This is a genomic window from Phenylobacterium sp. 58.2.17, assembly GCF_026411515.1.
Classification (GTDB): domain Bacteria; phylum Pseudomonadota; class Alphaproteobacteria; order Caulobacterales; family Caulobacteraceae; genus Phenylobacterium.
Genome location: NZ_JAPMTQ010000103.1, coordinates 1 through 996 on the forward strand (window position 1 = coordinate 1; position 996 = coordinate 996).

The 996-nt window shown below is 74.2% G+C and carries 1 protein-coding gene; it reads left to right on the forward strand.

Annotated features, from left to right (window positions below):
- Positions 1–900 (forward strand): zinc-dependent metalloprotease (locus OUA97_RS23225; protein ID WP_267234446.1); only part of this gene is annotated, 900 nt, incomplete at its 5' end.
- Between the last annotated feature and the right edge of the window lie 96 nt (positions 901–996).

Here is a 996-nt window from a genome sequence, read left to right on the forward strand (position 1 = left end):
CCGGAGGGGCGGCCCCCCCCCCCGGCGCGCGGTAATGGTGACCTCCAACAGCCCCTTTACGCCCACGTGGTGGGGCGGGCCCCCCCCCCCCCCCCCCTCGACCAGTTCGGCCTCGGCGCGCTGAAGCCCGGCGAGCCGGTGGCCAACCTCAAGCGCAAGTACGTGCCGATCTATCTGCTGCACCGCTACCAGCTGGAAGCGGCCAGCAAGCTGCTCGGCGGCGTCGACTTCGCCTACGCGGTGATCGGCGACGGCCGCGAGACCTCCTCGCCGGTTCCGGCCGCCCAGCAGCGCGCCGCGCTCGCCGCCCTGCTCGCCACGCTCGATCCCCAGGCGCTCGACACCCCCGAGACCCTGACCGCCATGCTGTCCTCGGCCCAGTCGGGCGATCCGGACCGCCAGTACGTGATCGAAGTCTTCGCCACCGCCGGCGGCCCGGTGTTCGACCCGCTGGTCGCCGCCGAGGTCGCCGCCGGCCTGACCCTCGACAACCTGCTGGCCCCCGACCGCATGGCGCGGCTGGTCGACCAGCACCGGCGCGATCCGACCCAGCTCAGCGTCGGCGAAATGCTCGACCGGCTGATCGACGCCGCCTTCGCCCCGGCCGCCGGCCGCCTGGGCGAGATCTCGCGGCGGGTGCAGACCCGGCTGGTGCTGAACCTCGCCAATGCGGCCCGCGACCCCAAGGTCTCGCCGGCCGTCGGCTCGGAGATCGGCGCCCGGCTCGCGGCCCTGCCCGCCCGGCTCAAGGGCGGCGCCGACCCCGCCGACCGCGCCCACCGCCAGCGGCTGATCGCCCTGCTCGGCGACCCGGCCCTGCTGGCCGAGCTGTCGGAGCCGAAGCTGAAGCCCCAGACCCCGCCCGGCATGCCGATCGGCGATGGGGATTTCGGCCGCTAATTCCTCCCCTGCTGGGGGAGGTGGCGCGCGACGGAGGGGGCCTGCTGAGTCAGCAATCCCCCTTGTCTGTTTGAAGGGCGCTAAGTTGGCGGTGTC